At 52.9% G+C, this 17353-nt stretch carries 14 protein-coding genes, 3 tRNA genes and 2 other RNA genes; 8 read left to right on the forward strand and 11 right to left on the reverse strand.

What is annotated here, in order from left to right; genetic code table 11:
* Positions 1-15: 15 nt before the first annotated feature.
* The 7 genes from SGR01S_RS06625 to pnuC all read left to right on the forward strand — a co-directional run bounded on the left by SGR01S_RS06625 (position 16) and on the right by pnuC (position 2964).
* A tRNA-Lys gene (locus SGR01S_RS06625) sits at positions 16-91 on the forward strand.
* A 130-nt stretch (positions 92-221) separates the two neighbouring features.
* Positions 222-297: transfer RNA gene (locus tag SGR01S_RS06630), tRNA-Lys, on the forward strand.
* A gap of 55 nt (positions 298-352) precedes the next feature.
* Positions 353-428: transfer RNA gene (locus SGR01S_RS06635), tRNA-Lys, on the forward strand.
* A gap of 42 nt (positions 429-470) precedes the next feature.
* Positions 471-595: non-coding RNA, RtT sRNA (locus tag SGR01S_RS06640), on the forward strand.
* Between the two features lie 45 nt (positions 596-640).
* A non-coding RNA gene (locus SGR01S_RS06645) (RtT sRNA) lies at positions 641-765 on the forward strand.
* A 379-nt stretch (positions 766-1144) separates the two neighbouring features.
* Positions 1145-2206, forward strand: coding sequence for a quinolinate synthase NadA (gene nadA / locus SGR01S_RS06650; protein ID WP_037421321.1), 1062 nt, complete (start codon positions 1145-1147; stop codon positions 2204-2206).
* A gap of 32 nt (positions 2207-2238) precedes the next feature.
* Positions 2239-2964 (forward strand): nicotinamide riboside transporter PnuC, encoded by a 726-nt coding sequence (gene pnuC, locus SGR01S_RS06655; protein WP_061806899.1) that lies wholly within the window; start codon positions 2239-2241, stop codon positions 2962-2964.
* A 37-nt stretch (positions 2965-3001) separates the two neighbouring features.
* Here pnuC and zitB read toward each other — a convergent pair whose 3' ends face one another.
* Genes zitB through SGR01S_RS06670 form a run of 3 tightly spaced genes read right to left on the reverse strand, consistent with a single transcriptional unit; the run spans position 3002 to position 7766 of the window.
* On the reverse strand, positions 3002-3952 hold the full coding sequence (gene zitB, locus SGR01S_RS06660; RefSeq protein ID WP_037421327.1) for a CDF family zinc transporter ZitB: 951 nt from the start codon (positions 3950-3952) through the stop codon (positions 3002-3004).
* Entirely contained in the window at positions 3952-7164 is a 3213-nt protein-coding gene (locus tag SGR01S_RS06665) for an ATP-binding protein (protein ID WP_061806900.1), read from the reverse strand. The genes zitB and SGR01S_RS06665 overlap by 1 nt, the downstream gene beginning before the upstream one ends.
* Entirely contained in the window at positions 7161-7766 is a 606-nt protein-coding gene (locus SGR01S_RS06670) for a response regulator transcription factor (RefSeq protein ID WP_037421332.1), read from the reverse strand. The genes SGR01S_RS06665 and SGR01S_RS06670 overlap by 4 nt, the downstream gene beginning before the upstream one ends.
* Before the next feature lie 206 nt (positions 7767-7972).
* Between SGR01S_RS06670 and aroG the strand changes: the two genes are divergently transcribed.
* Positions 7973-9025, forward strand: a complete 1053-nt coding sequence (gene aroG, locus SGR01S_RS06675) for a 3-deoxy-7-phosphoheptulonate synthase AroG (protein ID WP_037421335.1) — start codon at positions 7973-7975, stop codon at positions 9023-9025.
* Between the two features lie 181 nt (positions 9026-9206).
* Here aroG and gpmA read toward each other — a convergent pair whose 3' ends face one another.
* The 8 genes from gpmA to modF form a co-directional block, all read right to left on the reverse strand.
* On the reverse strand, positions 9207-9959 hold the full coding sequence (gene gpmA / locus SGR01S_RS06680) for a 2,3-diphosphoglycerate-dependent phosphoglycerate mutase (RefSeq protein ID WP_004941818.1): 753 nt from the start codon (positions 9957-9959) through the stop codon (positions 9207-9209).
* A gap of 214 nt (positions 9960-10173) precedes the next feature.
* Entirely contained in the window at positions 10174-10512 is a 339-nt protein-coding gene (locus SGR01S_RS06685; protein WP_037421338.1) for a PsiF family protein, read from the reverse strand.
* Between the two features lie 196 nt (positions 10513-10708).
* Positions 10709-11752: a galactose-1-epimerase gene (gene galM, locus SGR01S_RS06690; RefSeq protein ID WP_061806901.1), complete on the reverse strand. Its 1044-nt coding sequence runs from the start codon at positions 11750-11752 to the stop codon at positions 10709-10711.
* Positions 11746-12897, reverse strand: a complete 1152-nt coding sequence (gene galK, locus SGR01S_RS06695) for a galactokinase (protein ID WP_037421344.1) — start codon at positions 12895-12897, stop codon at positions 11746-11748. The genes galM and galK overlap by 7 nt, the downstream gene beginning before the upstream one ends.
* On the reverse strand, positions 12894-13946 hold the full coding sequence (galT, locus tag SGR01S_RS06700; protein ID WP_037421347.1) for a galactose-1-phosphate uridylyltransferase: 1053 nt from the start codon (positions 13944-13946) through the stop codon (positions 12894-12896). Before galT ends, galK begins: the two co-directional genes overlap by 4 nt.
* 284 nt (positions 13947-14230) lie before the next feature.
* Positions 14231-15052: a CPBP family intramembrane glutamic endopeptidase gene (locus SGR01S_RS06705; protein WP_061806902.1), complete on the reverse strand. Its 822-nt coding sequence runs from the start codon at positions 15050-15052 to the stop codon at positions 14231-14233.
* Positions 15053-15188: 136 nt separating this feature from the next.
* Positions 15189-15761 (reverse strand): cysteine hydrolase family protein, encoded by a 573-nt coding sequence (locus SGR01S_RS06710; RefSeq protein ID WP_037421354.1) that lies wholly within the window; start codon positions 15759-15761, stop codon positions 15189-15191.
* Positions 15762-15888: 127 nt separating this feature from the next.
* Complete coding sequence (gene modF / locus SGR01S_RS06715) at positions 15889-17352, reverse strand: molybdate ABC transporter ATP-binding protein ModF (protein ID WP_061806903.1); 1464 nt, start codon at positions 17350-17352, stop codon at positions 15889-15891.
* Position 17353: the final 1 nt, after the last annotated feature.

The following is a 17353-nucleotide window of genomic DNA, read 5'->3' on the forward strand; positions in this document are numbered from 1 at the left end:
ACCCACCACTGCTGTGGGCCGTTAGCTCAGTTGGTAGAGCAGTTGACTTTTAATCAATTGGTCGCAGGTTCGAATCCCGCACGGCCCACCAATTTCAGATTGGTTGAGATGTGAAACAGAAGGTCCAAGTCGAGTTTTTCGAATTGTCCCCCACCCCGCATCGTTTTCCGCAATACAGTCTTAATATCTGTATGTGTTGTTCAGCAGTAAGCCACGTCAGTGGGCCGTTAGCTCAGTTGGTAGAGCAGTTGACTTTTAATCAATTGGTCGCAGGTTCGAATCCCGCACGGCCCACCATTATTGCAGCGAGTTCTTCTCCTGCTTACGCGGTTCAGCAGTAAACCACATCAGTGGGTCGTTAGCTCAGTTGGTAGAGCAGTTGACTTTTAATCAATTGGTCGCAGGTTCGAATCCCGCACGACCCACCATTTCTTAGAATACCTCAACACTTTCCCTAGCTTGAATATCACATAACGCACGAATCGTGTGGGTGAGACCCTGCGTTCAGGTTCGAGCATCGCGCAGCGATACGACAACGCATAGCGTTGCCCGTAGGGTGAGGCCAGCGGTCGAATCAATCCCGCACGACCCACCATTCTTTAAGATACACTCCTCTTATTATTAAAAAATCTTGGTTGGCATAACGCACGAATCGTGTGGGTGAGACCCTGCGTCCAGGTTCGAGCATCGCGCAGCGATACGACAACGCGCAGCGTTGCCCGAAGGGTGAGGCCAGCGGCCGAATCAATCCCGCACGACCCACCATTTCTTAGAATACCTCAACACTTTCCCTGGCTTGAATATCACATAACGCACGAATCGTGTGGGTGAGACCCTGCGTTCAGGTTCGAGCACCTCTTCGTTTTCCCACAATTGTTTCTAAACAGCCTCGCTTTACCCATTAGCTGAATCAATCCCGCCCTCTCAATCGGCATACTGTTTTCTAAAACATGCATTTTGTTTTTCAGTTTTTTGCCGCTTTCGTTAAATATTCAATCTATTAAACGACTATTGCGTAATAGTGAAAATATCAGCGGACTTTTCGCGCTATTTTAGGTATTTTGTTTAGTATATAAAACGAATGGGGTTGTGATGGGGTTATACCCAGGCAGCAGACACCCAGCCTAGCACAGAGATTGTAGCGATGAGTGAAATGTTTGATGTGAATGCGGCGGTGTACCCGTTCCCGCCTAAACCCGTGCCGTTGGATGTTGCGCAGAAGGCGTTTTATCGCGAGAAGATTAAAAGGCTTCTCAAACAGCGCAATGCCGTGATGGTAGCCCATTACTATACCGATCCGGAAATCCAGGCGTTGGCAGAAGAAACGGGGGGCTGCGTGGCAGACTCACTGGAGATGGCTCGTTTTGGCAGTAATCATCCCGCGTCGACCCTGTTGGTTGCCGGCGTTCGTTTTATGGGGGAAACCGCCAAGATCCTCAGCCCGGAAAAGCAGGTGCTGATGCCAACGTTAAATGCGGAGTGCTCCTTGGATCTCGGCTGCCCGGAAGAAGAGTTCCATGCCTTTTGTGATAGCCATCCAGATCGCACCGTGGTGGTCTACGCTAATACCTCAGCGGCAGTAAAAGCACGTGCTGACTGGGTCGTGACGTCCAGTATTGCTGTCGAATTAATTGAGCACCTCGACAGCCTGGGGGAAAAAATTATTTGGGCACCGGATCGTCATCTGGGTAGCTACGTACAAAAGCAGACTGGTGCCGATGTGTTGTGCTGGCAGGGCGCCTGTATCGTCCATGACGAGTTTAAAACCCAAGCGTTGATGCGTATGAAGGCCTTGTACCCAGACGCAGCGATACTGGTGCACCCAGAGTCGCCACAGGCAGTGGTTGATCTGGCAGATGCGGTGGGTTCAACCAGCCAATTAATTCAGGCGGCAAAAAACCTGCCTAACCCGCAGCTGATTGTCGCTACCGATCGCGGTATTTTCTATAAGATGCAACAGGCCTGTCCGGACAAGGAATTATTTGAAGCGCCTACCGCCGGTGAAGGTGCCACCTGCCGCAGCTGTGCACACTGTCCGTGGATGGCGATGAATGGTCTGAAAGCCATCGCCGATGGGCTGGAGCAGGGGGGCGTACTGCACGAGATCCACGTCGATGCTACGTTGCGCCAAAAAGCGCTGATCCCGCTGAATCGAATGCTTGAGTTTGCTGCGCAATTAAAAATGCCGGTGAAAGGGAATGCCTGAGGGCAGATTAACCGCTTAATAAGGATGATAAAATGAGCTTTTTCAGTACCAGCAATATCCTGGTGCATATCCCGTTGGGTGCCGGAGGCTATGATCTGTCATGGATTGAAGCTATTGGTACCCTGTTCGGGTTGCTGTGCATTTGGTATGCCAGCAAAGAGAAGATTATTAACTATCTGTTTGGTTTGATTAACGTCACGTTGTTCGCGGTGATCTTCTTCCAAATTCAGCTCTACGCCAGCCTGCTGCTACAGTTATTCTTCTTTGTTGCCAATATCTACGGCTGGTACGCCTGGAGCCGCCAGACTCAGGATAATCAGGCCGAGCTGAAGATTCGTTGGTTGTCATTGCCGAAGGCGCTGACTTGGGCGGCAGTGTGTGTCATTGGCATAGCCTTGATGACGTTCAACATTGACCGCGTGTTTGCCTGGTTGACGCAAGCTGCGGTGACTGTGATGCAGGGCTTGGGCCTCAGCGTGCAAATGCCGCAGTTGCAGCCGGATGCCTTCCCATTCTGGGATTCGACCATGATGGTACTGTCGATCGTGGCGATGATCCTGATGACACGCAAATACGTGGAAAACTGGTTGTTGTGGGTAGTGATCGACGTGATTAGCGTAGCGATTTTCGCCTACCAGGGCGTCTATGCCATGGCGCTGGAATATGTGATTCTGACGCTGATTGCACTGAACGGCTCTTGGCTGTGGATCAGGAGCGCAAGCAGTAACCAATCGCGGCCTTTATCTTCTGCACCATAACAACGCTGGGGCGCCGAATAAGGCGCCCCAGTTGATTCTAGTGATGATGCCCCACGTGTGAATGTGAGTGATCACTTGGCTCTGGCGCCCGGTTAATCCCACAGTCGGGCGTATCACAATGCCGATATTCCATCTGAATGGTCACGTGACCAATCCGATAATGTTCCAGTAAGTAAGCTTGAATGCGATTCAGCAGGCCATCGTGATCGTTCGGTGGTATCACCTGCGCATGCAATGTCATGAGCTTCTGTTCACCAATTTGCCAGACGTGCACATGATGGATATTACGGACTTCCGGAATATTCAGGCATAGGTCTTTTTGCAACTTGTTGATATCCACTTCCTGTGGTGTGCCTTCCAACAGCTCGTGGAAGCTTTCTTTCAACAGTCGCCAGGCGCTGCGTATGACCAGACAGGAGACCAACACCGAGAGTATCGGGTCGATTGGGGTCCAGCCGGTGGTCAGTATCACAATGGCGGCAGCAATGGCACCCACCGAACCCAGTAAATCCCCCAGCACGTGCAATGCCGCGGCGCGGACATTGATATTTTTCTCTTCGCTGCCGCGATGCAGCAGCCAGAAGGCGAACAGGTTAGCCAGCAGCCCCGCTATGGCGATAATCAGCATTGGCGTACCCATCACTGGCTGAGGTTCGAAGAAACGCCGTATGGCCTCCCACAGGATGAATACGACGATCACCAGCAACGCCGCGGCGTTGAGGAAAGCAGCCAGAGTGGTCAGGCGCAGATAACCAAAGGTGTGACGCGCATTGGGTTTGCGTTGCGAGAAGTGTACCGCCATCAACGCGACCAGCAAGGCAGCGGCGTCGGTGAGCATGTGGCCGGCATCTGCTAGCAGAGCCAGTGAACCAGAAATTAATCCACCGGCGACTTCGGCGACCATAAATACCGCAGTGACTAAAAAAGCGGTCAGTAGGCGTTTACTATTACTGTCTTTTGGCTGATGTACATGTGGAGCGTCCGACATTATTCATCCTTATGCATAGCGAAATACGACTTGTCAGTGCTGACCAGATCATCCAGTTCTATCAGTATCTGTTCCACTAACACACTTAATTCAGTATAGGCAGCCTGATTCAATGTTCCTTCACGGCCACTTTCTACCAGGTGTTGGCACAGATTTGCTGCTGTCGGCAATTGCAGCATCAGCAAACTGCCCTTAATTCGATGTGCGCTTTGCCCCAAAGACAGTAAATCTTGATTCTGTACTGCCTGTTCAAGCCGTTGTCGATCTTGTTGCAGCGTTGTCAGTAGGGTGGTCGCCAGGCGTTGGAGCATGGAATGGTCATTGCCAGCCATTTCGGCCAAAGTCTGCTGTAGGTCAGTGAGGACTAACTGCTGCTCTGCGACCTGCGGTTGCTGCGGTAATGCTTGAGCGATAGCCGACAGTGAAATGGGCTTGGTCAAAAACCGATCAATCGCCACCAACCTTGGCGGGATGCGAGTAAATTCCTGCACGTCAGCCGAGCAGAGAATAATTTGGCAGGCCGGAAGATGGTGGCGTAGTTCGTCGCGGCGTATCAGTCGTGCCAGCGTCAGGCCATCCGGACGTGGCATATTGTAATCAATAAACAGCAGGTCAAACGGTTGCCGACGGTGGGCTTTCAGCAATCTATAACCCTGTTCAAATAACGTTGGTTGTAGCCCGAAGTGGCGCAATTGCCGCTCCATCAGCAGTAAGTTGGTGGGATGATCGTCGATCAGTGCCACGCGCAGGGTTGGCGCCGGTAAATTGAACTGTTTGTCGGCCGGGTGGGCCGTTGGATCAACAATGGCCTGGGCCACTGGCACCGAAACATAAACCTGGGTGCCCACGCCGGGCTGCGAATGTAGCTCAATACGGCCGCCCATTTGCTCGATGATTTCCTTGCAGATAGACAGCCCCAGACCGGTGCCCTGCACGGATACCCGCTGTGCACCGCGTGCCCGGTAAAAGGGTTGGAATAGCTTGTCTATCTCATCGGCGGCAATACCACACCCGCTATCGGCCACCGTCAGACACAACTCGCCCTGTTGCGTAGCGTGTTCGTGCCAACCGATGCTTACCTGAATAGTGCCGCGAGCTGTGAATTTAATCGCATTATTTATCAGGTTGTTAGCTACCTGAAGTAAACGCTCACCATCAATAAGAACAGCGGTGGGTAGGTTGTCGGCTGCGCTCACGCTTAATTTCACCGGGCGTTCGCCAATCAGTGGCTGATACAGGGCGCTGATGTGGTCAATCCAGGGCTGCAACGTCACAGCTTTAGGCACTAATGTCAGTGAGCCGGTTTCCAACCTTGCGTGATCCTGCAAGTCATTGAGTAAGTTGAGTAACGACGACGCTGAACTGTAAATGACCGGCAATCCCTCAGGCGCTGGCTGGCGTTTGAGCTCAAGTTCCAGCAAGCCGAGAATAGCGTGCATTGGGGTACGCAGCTCATGACTGACGGTAGCCAGGAATTTGCTTTTCATGCGGTTCTCAGCTTCAGCATGTCGGCGTGCCTGCTCGAGAACTTCACGTTCGCGCTTTTCACGTCGTTGCAAGATAAAGCGGCGAAGTGTCAGTCCCAGCAACAGCAAAATTGCCGCTGCCAGAAGCGCTAAAAGCCAGGTGGTTTGTGGCTGCATGCGGTTTTCATTCACTGCGTCAATCAGGTTGCTGCGATCGACAATCCATTCATCGCGTAATGATTGCAGTGTTTCTGACGGGATCTGCATCAGATTTTTATCGAGGATAGCTAACAGCAGCGGTTGATCCTGACGTACACCGAATGCCACTGGGTAGGCAATGTTATTGGCGGCGAACGCCAGTTTTATCGCACCAGAATAACGTGATAGGGCGACAAAGTTTGCTGAGATCACGTTATCAACCAGTGCATCTATTTGGCCGTTTGCCAAAGCGTCATACAGGGTTTTGCTGTCGGTAAAACGGATTAGCTCTTCATTGGGGGGAACCAGCCCTTGAGCCAAATCCCCCTGCAACACGCCGATACGTTTGCCGGCCAGATCACCCCAGGTGGAAATGCCATTGGTGTGTTGACCTATGTAAACCCCCCACAACGAACGGTGGATTGGCATACTGGTGCTGTAGCGCGCCTTCACACCACGCGCTAATGGCAGGGCAGTACGGAAGCTGGCCTGACCGGATTGCACCAGTTGGTCCGCTTGCTCGGCGTTGCGTGCCCAAAGTGGCATAAAGCGCAACCCGGTGTTCTGCGCAATGATATTCAAAATGTCGATCGCGTAACCGCGTGGCTGCCCACCGGCACCGCGGTAGGCGAACGGAAAGTTATTCTCAATGGCGGCGTAATAAACGGTGGGATGGGTTGCCACCCAGTTTTTTTCCATCTGGGTCAGATCGGCGTTGCCAGTGTCGAGATAGCTGGGGATCTTCTTGCTCCAGCGGCTCTGAATGGCGTTCATAAACTCCATCGGGGTATCGGCGATGGCAAGGTTGAGCGTCTCGATCAGCGTCGGGTTGGCGGAAGCAAATACGAATGACAGATTCCCCAGGTTGACGGTACTTTCAATCTGATAAAGCTGGCCGAGCTGTAATTGGTCAATAATAAAACTGGCGCTGGCTTCGTCGGCAATAAAGTAGTCGCTGCTGCCGTTGAGCAAGGCATACACCGCCTGCAGGTTATTATCATAACGCTGCACGTGAGAGGACACCGCTTTCAACGCATTACCAGCCTGCATATCGGTTAGTGTGCTGATTGCCACCCGTGCATTGGCGGAGTTGAGCATCACTTGACGGTCATTGCTGCGATCTCGCAGTACACGTAAATTACTGACGTAATAAGGCTGAGAAACTTTTAGATTATGCAGTGCTTCATTTTGCGGAATGCCGTACACCAGATCGATGGTGCCGTTATGGAGTGCCTGCTCAAGCTGCGCCAGATCGGTAAAGCCGTAAATCTGAAAGTGGATGCCAGTGACCTGCTGAACGTAACCGAGGTAGTCGGCGTTCAGACCGTATAAATCGTCATCCACGATGATGTTATAGGGGCTGGTGTTTTCGCTGATGATACCGATGCGCAGAGTCGCGTCACGCCAGGGGTTTTTCTCACTGGCGATCAGCATATCCGGTGGAATACTCAGGTTGCTGACCAGTTGGTAGCGCACCGGTTGTCCTGCCTGCGCAATATTACCTAAACACAACAACAGAGCTAACAACAACAGAACGCCACGCATCATGGCGTAAGCTCTTTAAATACCGCCACCAGTTCCAGCAGATTACTGGCACCGGTCTTGCGCAAAATATTTTTCTTATGGGTACTGACGGTTTTGTTACTGATGTTCAGCATGTCGGCAATTTGCAGATTGGACAATCCTTTACTAAGCAGCCCAAGAACCTGAAGTTCTTTTGGTGTCAGCAGAGCACCTTCCGCGGGCAGAGTTTCTTCCGCCATTGCGGCGACGGGAAAGCTCAGGGCTCCATCCAGTACAGTTTCAATCGCGTGCACCAACTGGTCGAGCCGGTTGCCCTTATGGACAAAGCCATTAGCACCGGCTGTATAGGCCATACGGGCGTAGATTTCTTCTTCCTGCGCGGTATAGATCAGGATCGGCTGTTGTGGATAGTGACGACGGATTTTTTTCAACAACTGCAGACCATCGACCTGCGGCAGGCCAATATCGAGGATCACCAACGAAAAATCGTGGGTGGCCAGTTGGCTCAGCGCCTGGACATCGTCTTGCACCGCCTGCAGGTGATACGGACGGGACGATTTGATTAGCGCCGCTTCCAGTGCGACATGAACCACCGGGTGGTCATCAACTAATAACAGAGAGGGCATGGTTTGGCTCGAGTAACTGTATCCTGGTAGCTAGCATAACGAAAAAGGAGCCACTGCGCTCCCCTGATGAAACAGCACAATCTACTGTTAATTTGGCCGTTCATTCTGCAGGCGGCAAAGGTGATTTACAGCGCTACCCTCACAGGCTAAATTGGTTGGATCTACGCTCTGCGAAATACCGCCTCTCGATACCGAATGGAAAAGTTATGAATTACCAAAACGACGATTTACGCATTAAAGAAATTAAGGAACTCCTGCCACCAGTGGCCCTGTTAGAAAAGTTTCCGGCTACTGAACGCGCAGCAGAGACGGTGTCACAGGCACGTAATGCTATTCATCAGATCCTTCGTGGTAGTGACGATCGCCTGCTGGTTGTCATCGGTCCATGCTCGATCCACGATACCAAAGCCGCCAAAGAGTACGCTGGTCGCCTGCTGGCGTTGCGCCAGGAACTGAGCGGCGAGCTGGAAGTGGTGATGCGCGTTTATTTTGAGAAACCGCGTACTACCGTGGGCTGGAAAGGGCTGATCAACGATCCACAAATGGACAACAGCTTCCAAATCAACGATGGCCTGCGTTTGGCACGCAAGTTGTTGCTGGATATCAACGATAGTGGCCTGCCGGCGGCTGGCGAATTCCTCGACATGATCACGCCACAGTATCTGGCGGATCTGATGAGCTGGGGCGCAATCGGCGCACGTACTACGGAATCTCAGGTACACCGTGAGCTGTCTTCCGGTTTGTCATGCCCAGTCGGTTTCAAAAACGGCACCGACGGCACCATCAAGGTGGCGATTGATGCTATCAACGCCGCCAGCGCACCGCACTGTTTCCTGTCGGTGACCAAATGGGGCCACTCGGCCATTGTGAATACCAGCGGTAACGGCGATTGTCACATCATTCTGCGCGGCGGCAAAGAGCCGAACTACAGCGCTTCGCATGTGAAAGAAGTTAAAGAAGGTCTGGTCAAAGCGGGTCTGCCTGCGCAGGTGATGATCGATTTCAGCCACGCTAATAGCAGCAAGCAGTTCAAGAAGCAGTTGGACGTGAATGCCGATGTTTGCGCGCAGATCGCTGGTGGTGAAAAGGCGATCATGGGTGTGATGATTGAAAGCCATCTGGTGGAAGGCAACCAGAACCTGGAAAGTGGAGAGCCGCTGGTCTACGGCAAGAGCGTCACCGACGCCTGCATCGGCTGGTCAGATACCGAGACCGTTCTGCGCGAACTGGCAGTAGCAGTGAAAGCACGCCGAGCCTAATATCCCCGTCGTCTTTCAAGCCGCTCGCTCACCCCAGTTACTTACTCAAGTAAGCGCCAGGGGATGAGCGGGCTGGTCGCCTAGCTGCAACTTGAAAGCCATAGAGGATAGGATGGGTAGTTTCTTAATAAAAAAAAGCCCCCGGCCAAAACCGGGGGCTTTTTAGATCAACGGGCGAAAATTACTTCGCTTTACCTTGGTTTGCCACGGCGGCCGCTTTAGCAGCGATCTCGTCGGCATTGCCCAGATAGTAACGTTTGATTGGCTTGAAGTTCTCGTCAAACTCATATACCAACGGCACGCCGGTTGGGATGTTCAGTTCGAGGATCTCGTCTTCGCTCAGGTTATCCAGGTATTTCACCAGTGCACGCAGGGAGTTGCCGTGAGCAGCAACGATAACGCGCTCACCGCTTTTGATACGTGGCAAGATTTCTTCATCCCAGTAAGGGATCACGCGATCGATGGTCAGCGCCAGGCTTTCGGTCAGCGGCAGCTCTTTTTCGGTCAGCGCGGAGTAACGTGGGTCGTGGCCCGGGTAGCGCTCGTCATCTTTGGTCAGCTCTGGTGGGGTTACGGCAAAACCGCGACGCCATTGCTTAACCTGCTCATCACCGTATTTTTCTGCGGTTTCAGCCTTGTTCAGACCCTGCAGCGCACCGTAGTGACGCTCGTTCAGTTTCCAGGATTTTTCAGTCGGCAGCCAGGCCTGATCCAATTCGTCCAGAATGTTCCACAGGGTGTGGATTGCACGCTTCAGTACGGAGGTGTAAGCAAAGTCAAAGGAGAAACCTTCATCTTTCAACAGCTTGCCTGCTGCTTTTGCTTCGGTGCGGCCTTTGTCTGACAAATCAACATCATACCAACCGGTGAAGCGGTTTTCGTTGTTCCACTGGCTTTCGCCGTGACGCACCAGAACCAGCTTAGTTACAGCCATAGCTTAACTCCTTAATAATCTGACATTTCAATGATAACGAAAATCATTATATTGCCGCGGCCGGTGGCTCGGCAATCGATAGTGTTTAACCATAGCCAATTTCTTGCCGCAAAGTAAGTGCTGTGCTGAGGAAAAGCTGAATCGATCAGGCGGGCGCAGAAAGGGAAGGCAGCACGGCTAAAGGGAATTCAGCCGTGCCGAAGGATCAGGGGAATCAGGCCGATTTTTTCAGGCAATTGCTCATGAAGGTTTTACGTTCATCGCCTTTCAGACTTTTGGTCTTGGCGTCGGCGTTACAGGTTTTCATTTTCTGCTGCTGCGGGGTCAAGGTTTTGGTCGCAGTGGTGCCTTCGGATTTCAGGCAGGTACTCATAAAGGTGGAGCGGTCTGCACCTTTCAGCGTTTTGCTAGAGGCCTGTTGATTACAATCGGTCATGCGTTTCTGTTGTGCAGCCTGCGCCGGGGACGGCGTTTTTGTTGCAGTTTCGGCAGCCATCAGGTTTGAGCTCAGCAGTAAACCTGCCAGTAATGGAAGTGCAGTAATCAGACGCATAGGTGTTCCTTCAGCTATTGACCGGCCGGGGTGGCCGAAAATTGTGACCTTGCACAAGGTGTTGTGCTTATCACCGTAGCCTGATTCTAGTGCTCACTTTGGAATAAGGAAAGGCGGCCACCTGTGGGGCGGAAGGGTAAAAAGGTAAGCATTTATAACAAACGGCCCCTTGCCGCATGGCAAGGGGCGTAGCGGGTCAGATAGGATAAAACTGATAATGGGTAGCGCTTTGATAATGTTGCCCTGGTTGCAGCCAGCAATCGGGTTGTGGCCATTCTGGATGGTGCGGGCTGTCCGGCAAGAACTCGCTTTCAAGGGCGACACCAGCGTAATTGGCGTAGCTGCCACCATCACGTGCGGGGGTACCGCCCAGATAATTGCCACTGTAGAGCTGTAAAGCCGGCGCGGTGGTGAATACACTCATTTTCACCTGGCCATCGGCCGACCACAGGTGGGCTGCTGGGCTGTCCAACGCATCACATGTACGGTGCAACAGGAAGGCGTGATCGTAGCCTTTTACACGTTGCTGGTCGCGATCGTGCAGAAAATCCTGCAGCAGCGTTTTCGGGCGACGGAAATCCATGCCGCTGCCTTCTACCGGCGTAAGAGCCGCACTGGGGATCCCATCACTGTCGACCGGTAGATAGCGATCGGCAAACAGTTGCAACCGCTGGTGGCGCGCATCAGTGCCCGCACCGTCCAGGTTGAAGTAGGCGTGATTGGTCAAGTTGACGGGACAGGCACGATCGGTTTGCGCCTGATAACTGATTTCCAGACGATTATCGGCAGTAAGTTGATAGCACACCTCGACATCGAGGTTACCGGGAAAACCCTGGTCACCGTCTGGCGAATGCAGTGCGTAACTTACCTGGTGCGCGTTCTGCTGAATAATGTGCCATCTGCGGGCGTTGAAACCTTCTGGCCCGCCGTGTAACTGGTGTTCCCCTTGATTGGCATCCAGAGGATGTCGTTTGCCATCAATCTGCAGACTCGCGGTAGCGATACGGTTAGCGTAGCGCCCGACGGTAGCACCCAGATAGGCTGCTTGCAGCAGATAGTCAGCCGGTGTTTGGCAACCCAGCAGCAGTTCACGCGTTTTGCCTGATTTCAGCGGAAGGACGGCTGAAAGCCAGGTAGCGCCCCAATCCATCAGGGTTACCGTCATTCCGGCGGCGTTTTTCAACTGGGTTAACTGGTAGGGCTGGCCATCTGGAGCCAGCGCCTGGTTGTCGCTCAGCATGTGCCAGCCCCTTCGGATGCTTTGCAAACGTAGAAGGTTTCTTTCAGCCCATTGGTCTGTAATGGATATTCACGGGCTACCGCTTCGCGTACTGGCGCGACTAACGCCTGCGGCATCAAGGCTACAATGCAACCGCCAAAGCCGCCACCCGTCATACGCACACCACCTTGCTCACCGATAACGGCTTTGACAATGTCTACCAATCGGTCGATTGGTGGCACGGTAATTTCAAAATCATCGCGCATAGAGGCGTGTGACTCCGCCATCAATCGGCCCATCAACCTCATATCACCAGCAGCTAACGCATCAGCGGCGGCCAGCGTACGATCGTTTTCGCTGATCACGTGACGTGCTCGTTTGGCGACGATCGGATCCAGCTCATGTTGGATCGAGAAAAAAAGATCTGGGCTGACATCGCGTAGCGCTTTGACACCAAAGAAGCGCGCTGCCGCTTCACACTGTTGGCGTCGGGTGTTGTATTCACTGTCCACCAGGCCGCGTTTTACATTGGAGTTGATGATGACTACGGCAATATCTTCTGGCACCGATACTGCCCGAGTTTCCAATGAGCGGCAGTCGATCAACAAGGCATGGTCTTTCTCACCGAGTGCGGAAATCAACTGATCCATAATCCCGCAGTTGCAGCCGACGAACTGGTTTTCTGCTTCCTGGCCATTCAGTGCCAGGGCCACGCCATCCAACGGTAGCTGATACAGTGCCTGCATCGCTTGGCCCACGGCAACTTCCAGCGAGGCAGAAGAACTGAGGCCGGCACCCTGTGGCACGTTGCCGGAAATCACCAGGTCGGCACCGCCAAAATCAGCGTTACGTTGTTGCAGGTGCTTGATCACGCCCCGTACATAGTCGGACCAACGCTGGTTTGGGTGACTCACAATCGGGCTGTCGAGCGAGAACTGATCCTGTTGGTTGTCGTAATCGGCGGCGATGACCCGGATCTGACGATCATTACGTTTGGCGCAGGCGATCACTGTCTGATAATCAATGGCACACGGCAGCACAAAACCGTCGTTATAGTCAGTGTGTTCGCCGATCAGATTCACCCGGCCAGGGGCCTGAATAGTCAGCTCGGGAGCGTAACCAAAACGTTCGCTGAACAGGGCATGGGTAATATTTTTCAAACTCATGATTGGGCTCCGGCTTCACGGTAATGAATATCGCTAACAGCGCGCAGACGCTCTGCGGCCTGTTCTGCAGTTAGATCACGCTGGGTTTCCGCCAGCATTTCGTAACCCACCATAAATTTACGCACTGTGGCGGAACGCAGTAGCGGTGGATAAAAATGGGCATGCAATTGCCAGTGGCGGTTATCCGCATCATTGAACGGCGCGCCGTGCCAGCCCATGGAATAAGGGAAGGAGCACTGGAACAGGTTGTCGTAGCGGCTGGTGAGCTTTTTCAGTGCCACGGCCAGATCGCGACTCTGTGCGGTGCTGAGGTCGGTAATACGCTGCACGCTATGCTTCGGCAGCAGCAGTGTTTCAAACGGCCAGGCGGCCCAGTATGGCACCACAGCCAGCCAATGTTCGGTTTCCACTACGGTACGGCTGCCGTCAGCCAGTTCACGTTGAACGTAGTCCAGCAGCATTGAGGATTGGTGTTGTTGGAAATACGCGCGCTGGAGACGATCTTCATGCTCGACCTCGTTTGGCAGAAAACTGTTGGCCCAAACTTGCCCATGTGGGTGTGGATTGGAACACCCCATAGCCGCGCCTTTATTTTCAAATACCTGCACCCACGGATAGCTGCGCCCCAGATCGGCAGTCTGTTCCTGCCAGGTCGCGATTACGCATTCCAGCGCTGGAAGCGTCAGCTCCGGCAGGGTTTTGCTGTGATCGGGAGAAAAGCAAATTACCCGGCTGGTTCCACGTGCGCTCTGGCAGCGCATCAAAGGATCTGCGCTTTCCGGTGCCAGAGGGGTGTCAGTCATCAATGCGGCAAAGTCATTGGTGAACACATAAGTGTTCTGATAATCCGGGTTTTTATCGCCGGTGACACGGGTATTACCTGGGCAAAGGAAGCAGTTCGGATCGTGCTGCGGCAGTGTTTCTTGCTGCGTGGCTTCCTGTTGGCCCTGCCAAGGCCGCTTAGCACGGTGTGGCGAGACGAGTACCCATTGTCCAGTCAGTGGGTTATAGCGGCGATGGGGATGATCGATTGGGTTAAAATCCGTCATGACGGTTCCTTTTTCTTGGTCGATGCGGCTAGGTGTAATCGCTTTCATCTACCGCTAACGCCCCAGTAATGCATATAAATGGATAACTATGGGCAAAAAGATAGCACGTCTTTCGGAGTGAAAAGGTGATCTAGCGCGAAAAATGGAATCGCTTACACTGAGTGTGACAGCAAGAAATAGCGATGATGCAGTCCGGGTATATCAGGAGAGAAGGAATAATCCGTGCTTGGGTGATAGCGTTTTCACCAGGATGGCCGGCAGGCAGGCGCCTACCGGCTCAAGCGTCAGGAATGTTGGTAGAGCGGGTAAGTGAACAGCAACAAATGTGTCAGATTAAGCCCAAAGTGGAACAAAATAGGCACCCACAAGCGACCGCTCCACATCCACGCCAGACCGTAAATCAACCCAGCCAGTGTAGCGAAAGCCACCATCAACATACCGCCAGCCAGATGTGCGGCACCAAAAATCAGGGCTGCGATAATCAGCGCCGGCCAGGCACCCAACCATTGGCTAAGACGTTGTTGCAAATAGCCGCGGAATAAAGCCTCTTCGGCCATGCAGACAAAAAACAGGTTAGCCATGACGAAAGGCAGGATCCAGGCTGGGGCGTGCAGTTCAATCTTCAAGCCGCCAAGTGCTACGGCTACCAGCAGTAAAACCGGAACGCTGATAACCAGCGCTATCCAGGATGAGGAACCTACGCTCTTCTCCGGTTTGTCGCGTTTAAATAACGTTGGTAAACAAGCGAATAAAAGGAATGGCACCAGCGCTTTGTCAAAGTTGTAATACATCGTAAAAGGTGCGCTTAATGGCCCTGCTTTTTCACCATCGATCATCAGTTGGTTATTGATACCCGGCACCAGATGCAGGAATAGCGCCACACAACTTGCGACGACCAGAACTTCGAATAGGACACTGAGATTACGCTGCGCGCGGAAATGGTGCCGCAGCCCTGCAAGAGCAACGATGCTCAATAAGCATGCCAGGCTGAGCGGAGTAAGTACCCCGTGGTACATCCCCATCCCTGCCGATGCGGCCAAAATTAACCAGGCAATCAGCCGGTTAAATGGCAAAAAGAATAACGAAGCAGCCAATACGCCCCACATAACTATGTCCCTTTAAAATATGTACACGGCGCTCAGTGCCTTTGCGGCGTGTGATCATGGCGGAATTGAGCGCTAATTCGGATAGTAACACAGTGAAGTTACAGTAAAGGTCGGGGCAGTGGCGTAAATAATGCCATTAACCTTTCATCCAGGCTGACGACCGGGTAATTTCTGCCAGATTTTGCAAAATGTCCAGACTCTGCTGGTGCATGTCAAAAGTAGGCGCAGCGCACAAATCCTGCAAAACCGTGACCTGAAAACCAACATCGTGTGCCTGCCTGGCGGTACTTTCGATTGCCAGTGGAGTACTGACGCCGCCCAGCAACAAATGATGGCAGTGATGTTCCTGCAGCCAGGCTAACAAATTGTTACCGGCAAAGGCGGAAACGCCGTGTTTTTCAAACTCAATATCTGCCGGTAGCACCTGTAAGTCCTTATCCCACTGGCAACCAGGGCTACTCAAACGCAGCGCACCTATCTGTTTCAGGTGGTTGAACAAAGGAGAATGGGCGGGAATATCATGATAGTCGTCGGCAAAACCGACTCGCACCCAAATTACCGGAATTTTACGCACACGAGCGTAAGCCGCAGCGGCATTGGTGTTGGCGACCAGATTTTGTGCCACTGCCTGTTCACGGCAATGATTCACACGGCCTTTGGGGCCAATCAGATCGTCGATAAGATCGATAATAATCAGTGCGGCGGACATAGTGTCTCCAGAAACGAATCCTTTACCCCTTATGATAAAAGGCCAAATGTGATGTGTTACGGAGGAAGTGTTGCCGGATATGTCATCGGATGAGTGGCCTTGCCACCCATCCGTATCATCATCGGGGTCAGGCTAACGCATCAAGCTGATAGCGATATTCTTCGTTGTCAGGAACAAAGCTCAGTCGGTGAGTAATGCTCTGCGGTGCGTCTTCGGCATGGTGAGAAACAAACAGCAACTGAGTGTTACCTTGGCCGATCAACACGTCGATAAAACGGCGAACCAGCTGGCGATTGAGCGGATCTAACCCTTGCAGTGGTTCATCGAGGATCAGCAACGTCGGGTGCTTGACCAATGCGCGGGCGATCAAGGCTAGTCGCTGTTGTCCCCAGGACAAGCTATGAAACGGGGCGTATCCATTCAATCCCAGCAGGGCCAACCATTGGTCGGCCAACTGCCGTTGGCGATCGGACACCGCCTGATAAATGCCAATCGAATCGAAGAAACCGGACAGGATCACGTTACGGACGTTGGTGCTGACACGGTAGTCCAGGTGCAGGCTGCTGCTGACGTAACCGATATGGCGTTTGATATCCCAGATGGTTTCCCCGCTACCGCGACGGCGACCGAATAGCGTGAGATCGTTACTGTAGCCTTGAGGATGATCGCCAGTGATCAGGCTGAGCAGGGTGGATTTACCAGCACCGTTTGGGCCAACGATCTGCCAGTGTTCATTGGGGTTAACCTGCCAGTCGAGATGATTGAGAATAGGTCGATCGTTGTAGCTGACAATCCCGTCGCGCAGGACAATTAACGGTTGGTCCGCCGGTAACGTGGTTGTTTGCGCTGGATCTTCCGTCTCTGGTAGTGCCAGACCATCAAGGTTTTCACTGTGCGCCAATTGTGCGACCAACGCGTCGGCCATCACCTGCTCACGTGTCCCTTGGTTTGCCAATGTGCAGTCTGCCAATACGCCAACATGGCGGATAAAGTCGGGCACTTCGTCAAAGCGATTGAGCACCAGCACCAAAGTATAACCATGTCCAGAGAGGTCGCTCAGCAGCGCAGCCAGTTGGGCGCGCGAATTCACATCTAGCCCGTCAAAAGGCTCATCGAGGATAAGCAAGTCGGGTTGCGGCATCAGCGCCCGACACAGCAAGGTTTTGCGTGTTTCGCCGGTAGAAAGGTATTTGAAGCGACGCGACAGCAACGGGGTAATGCCAAACTGTTCTGCCAGTTGGGCACAGCGCGTAGAATTCTTGACGTCTTCCTGAATGATTTCAGCCACAGTGCGGCCAGTGTCTTCTTCACCGGGGCTGAGCAGGTCGGTATTGTTGCGTTGCCATTCGTCGCTGACCAACTTTTGTAACTGTTCGAAAGAAATGCGTACCGCGTGGCTAAAGTCACTACGGCGTTCGCCGCTCAGCAATATCAATTCATCGGCCAGTGCACGTGCCAGCGCAGATTTGCCGCTACCGTTGGCGCCGACAAAGGCCCAACTGTCGCCAGCCTGAATATTCAGGGTATCCAGCATCAAGGTGCGGGTATCGCTTAAGCGAAATGACCCTTGCGAAATGTGCAACGACGACATC

It is taken from the genome of Serratia grimesii NBRC 13537 (assembly GCF_001590905.1).
GTDB classification, from domain to species: domain Bacteria; phylum Pseudomonadota; class Gammaproteobacteria; order Enterobacterales; family Enterobacteriaceae; genus Serratia; species Serratia grimesii.

Coding starts and splice junctions, on each gene's coding strand:
- nadA (WP_037421321.1), top strand. CDS start 1,145: ATGAGTGAAATGTTTGATGTGAATGCGGCGGTGTACCCGTTCCCGCCT.
- pnuC (WP_061806899.1), top strand. CDS start 2,239: ATGAGCTTTTTCAGTACCAGCAATATCCTGGTGCATATCCCGTTGGGT.
- zitB (WP_037421327.1), bottom strand. CDS start 3,952: ATGTCGGACGCTCCACATGTACATCAGCCAAAAGACAGTAATAGTAAA.
- SGR01S_RS06665 (WP_061806900.1), bottom strand. CDS start 7,164: ATGATGCGTGGCGTTCTGTTGTTGTTAGCTCTGTTGTTGTGTTTAGGT.
- SGR01S_RS06670 (WP_037421332.1), bottom strand. CDS start 7,766: ATGCCCTCTCTGTTATTAGTTGATGACCACCCGGTGGTTCATGTCGCA.
- aroG (WP_037421335.1), top strand. CDS start 7,973: ATGAATTACCAAAACGACGATTTACGCATTAAAGAAATTAAGGAACTC.
- gpmA (WP_004941818.1), bottom strand. CDS start 9,959: ATGGCTGTAACTAAGCTGGTTCTGGTGCGTCACGGCGAAAGCCAGTGG.
- SGR01S_RS06685 (WP_037421338.1), bottom strand. CDS start 10,512: ATGCGTCTGATTACTGCACTTCCATTACTGGCAGGTTTACTGCTGAGC.
- galM (WP_061806901.1), bottom strand. CDS start 11,752: ATGCTGAGCGACAACCAGGCGCTGGCTCCAGATGGCCAGCCCTACCAG.
- galK (WP_037421344.1), bottom strand. CDS start 12,897: ATGAGTTTGAAAAATATTACCCATGCCCTGTTCAGCGAACGTTTTGGT.
- galT (WP_037421347.1), bottom strand. CDS start 13,946: ATGACGGATTTTAACCCAATCGATCATCCCCATCGCCGCTATAACCCA.
- SGR01S_RS06705 (WP_061806902.1), bottom strand. CDS start 15,052: ATGTGGGGCGTATTGGCTGCTTCGTTATTCTTTTTGCCATTTAACCGG.
- SGR01S_RS06710 (WP_037421354.1), bottom strand. CDS start 15,761: ATGTCCGCCGCACTGATTATTATCGATCTTATCGACGATCTGATTGGC.
- modF (WP_061806903.1), bottom strand. CDS start 17,352: ATGTCGTCGTTGCACATTTCGCAAGGGTCATTTCGCTTAAGCGATACC.